The following is a 3,030-nucleotide window of genomic DNA, read 5'->3' on the forward strand; positions in this document are numbered from 1 at the left end:
TGTCGGTGTGCGCTTCGTCTTCGATGAAGGCAGCGGTTTCAGTCCCGGGGCGCGGCGGCCCCAAGACTGGCAGGCCCTTGTCGCTTTTGCTGTAGATGAAGATCGGCAGGAATAGGCCAAAGAGCCTGTTGTCCGGATTGAGAATGTCACCCCATTCGTCCCGGTTGATATCGACGGCGTCGTAAAAGCCCTGGCACCAGGGCCGTGGGTCGTTGCCGCCGCCAGGCTTTGCAATGAATCGCGGTGCAAAGTCTTTTGGGCGCTCGCTCAGAAGCTCTGCAATCCGGTTGTGGTGGGCGGTTACGGCGCCGAGCACGGCAGATTCTGCAGGTGTCGGATTATGCCACGCTCTGGCACTGAGCCCGAGCGCCGCAAACATTGGACTAAACGGATTGGGCAGCCTGGGACCGACGACGCCTGCGGTCAGGAACCCCTCGAGGGCAGATAGCGTGAGGACAAGCGACCGACGACGCGCACTGGAGTTTAGCCAAACCTCGAGCTTTGCGTCCGGCATTACAGGGCCGGCGCTGTTTATCATCGTATTGCTCAAGCGGCGATCTCCAAAGGCGCCGATGTTTGCCCAGGCCGCCAGTTCCAAGCGAGCAGTTGGTCCAGCTCGTTGTTCCTGATTTCGCCCGACACGATGCGGGTCAGCACGTCGTTGAGCCAGGCAAAGGGATCAAGGCCATTGAGCTTGGCGGTCTGGAGTAACGACGCAAGGATCGCCCAGCTTTCGGCACCGCCGTCGCTGCCTGCAAATAGGCTGTTGCGCCTGCTGATACCAATCGGCCTCATCTGTCGTTCGATCATATTATTATCGACCTCGATCCGGCCATCGTCGAGGAAGCGGCTTAAGCCGACCCAGTGACCCTGGGCATAGCGGATGTCTTGGGCGAGCGTGGACTTTGCCGAGATGCGCTCGAGCGTATTGTCGAGCAGCCTCTTGAGCTCGATCATCAGCGGCTTGCTCTTTTCCTGCCGCGCCGAGAGCCGACGCTCAGCGCTGATACCCCGGATCTCCGCCTCGATCCGGTAGATCCGGCCAAGCAGCTTGATGATCTGCGCGGTAATCGAAGACGCAGTGCTCTTGTGCAGATCGACAAAGCGTCGCCGCAGATGGGCGAGGCAGAAGGCAAGCGTGATCGACCCTGACGACCGGTTCGCGGTTTCCAGTGCCTTGTACGCGGTATATCCATCGACCTGCAGGATGCCGGCATAGGCACCGAGCTGTTCGGATATCGTTCGATGGCTGCGGGAACGGGCATGGACATAGCAAACCGCGGGCGGCGCCGGACCACCCCAGGGAGCATCATCAATGCCATGCGCCCAGAATTGATTGATGCGCTCCTTTCCTCGTCCGGGATCAAGGACGGGCATTCGCGTTTCATCGACATGGATCCTGGCCTGACCATGGATGAAGCGGAGCTGACGGTCGTAGAGGCCCTGAAGCCACCAGGCGGTGCGCTGGACCCAGCGACCCATAGTCGAGCGGTCGAGATAGAGGCCGTGGCCAGCAAGCATCTGGCTTTGTCGATAAAGCGGCAGGTACCAGCCAAAACGCTGTGTCACGATCCAGGCGATGAAAGATGTCGTTGCCATCCCGCCCTCGATCATCCGGCGGGGCGCCGGCGCCTGGACAATATCAGTCTCGCAGCGACGGCAGGCATATCTGGGGCGCACCGTGGCAATGACGCGCAGCACGGCCGGGACGATGTCGATCGCTTCGCTGACGTCCTGGCCAATGCGGTGCATGTCGCCCTGACAGCATGCGCATTGCGTGCTGTCAGGCTCAATGATCTGCGTCACGCGCGGGAGATACTTAGGTAAGGCGCCAATGTTGCGATGCCGCCGGCGCGTCCGGCCAGGAGACGGCATGTCATCGTTCGCTGCTTCGAGGACGACAGTCTCATCGAGGTCGCCCAGATCAAGCCGCGCCTGGTCGTTCACGACGATGCTCGCCTTCTCCGACCGCGAGCCAAAAAGCATCGTCTTGTAGCTGCTCAGCAGCTTGTTGGGCGCTGCCAGTTGCGCCTCGAGCTCGGCGACTTTCTGGCGCATTGCGCGGAGCTCTTCGCTCACATTCTGGTCGGCGGCGGACACATGATTTTATAGCGTAGCATCCGCCCAAATCACAGCATTTTCGGCAGTTTTTGGCCCGCAATCTCCGGCTTCCGCACCGGGATTTCCTGTAGTCGCGTCCAGTCCATCCCGCCGATCAACAGGGTCATCTGCGCGCTCGTCAGCGTGATGACGCCGTCACGGATAGGCGGCCAGACAAACTTCCCGGTCTCCAACCATTTTGTCGCCAGGATCATGCCCGATCCGTCGAAGTGGATGAGCTTCAACCGATCCATCCGCCGCTTTGAGCGGAACACGAAAATGTCGCCGCAGTAGGGATCCCGCCGTCACGCCTCCGACACCAGCCCTGCCAGTTTGTTGATGCCCGACCGGAAGTCGACAGGGCCTGCTACCAGCACGACCTTCAGATCGCTTCGTCCACCGATCATCGATCGCGCAAAGCGTCGAACACCGCTCGCATAACCGCAACGTCTAGCGAACCGCGGACATGGACACGAGCACCGCCGATCTCGATCTCGAAATTTGATACCGAGGATGACACAGGATCAGCATCCTCGACCGCGAGCGGAATGACAGAGACCGGATCAAAGGCGCCCCGGTCACATGCCGTCCGGCGCCAATAATGCAAAAGCCCCAAGCTCACCCCATGCGACGGGCGACCGCTGAGACATTCGCGCCGGGTTCGAAGCTTTCGGCCGTGATCTTGGCCTTTTCCTGAGGCTCCCACCTGCGATTGGTCCGCCGCGACCGCAGCACCTCGCCAGGAACTGACGCTTTCGCACCATGCGGCACACTGACCCAATTCGAACTCGCACCCTCTGGCGCATGGTGCGAATGCTCGTCACCACCATCAGCATCACCCACAAACGTCATGCTCATCTCCTAAACCAGGAGACGCCTCCTCACGCGCTCGCCCGCTGCCGTCCATGTGGGGCGCTCGCAGCGCTAACG

The 3,030-nt window shown here is 60.9% G+C and carries 3 protein-coding genes and 1 pseudogene; all 4 read right to left on the reverse strand.

All coding sequences use genetic code 11. From position 1 onward, the window contains the following. Window positions 1-598: UPF0149 family protein (locus GV044_RS13740; RefSeq protein WP_236554980.1), on the reverse strand; the 598-nt coding region annotated here is incomplete at its 3' end. Continuing rightward, window positions 547-2,058: an IS66 family transposase gene (locus GV044_RS13745; protein WP_236554982.1), complete on the reverse strand. Its 1,512-nt coding sequence runs from the start codon at window positions 2,056-2,058 to the stop codon at window positions 547-549. The genes GV044_RS13745 and GV044_RS13740, both read right to left, overlap by 52 nt. Before the next feature lie 71 nt (window positions 2,059-2,129). Then, a pseudogene (gene tnpB, locus GV044_RS13750) lies at window positions 2,130-2,390 on the reverse strand (IS66 family insertion sequence element accessory protein TnpB); the annotation flags it as partial. Window positions 2,391-2,718: 328 nt separating this feature from the next. Beyond that, a complete protein-coding gene (locus GV044_RS22755) occupies window positions 2,719-2,958 on the reverse strand; it encodes a transposase (RefSeq protein ID WP_371741621.1) in 240 nt (79 codons plus the stop codon). Between the last annotated feature and the right edge of the window lie 72 nt (window positions 2,959-3,030).

This window comes from Novosphingobium sp. 9U, assembly GCF_902506425.1.
GTDB lineage: Bacteria > Pseudomonadota > Alphaproteobacteria > Sphingomonadales > Sphingomonadaceae > Novosphingobium.

Coding starts and splice junctions, on each gene's coding strand:
- GV044_RS22755 (WP_371741621.1), bottom strand. CDS start 2,958: ATGAGCATGACGTTTGTGGGTGATGCTGATGGTGGTGACGAGCATTCG.
- GV044_RS13745 (WP_236554982.1), bottom strand. CDS start 2,058: ATGCGCCAGAAAGTCGCCGAGCTCGAGGCGCAACTGGCAGCGCCCAAC.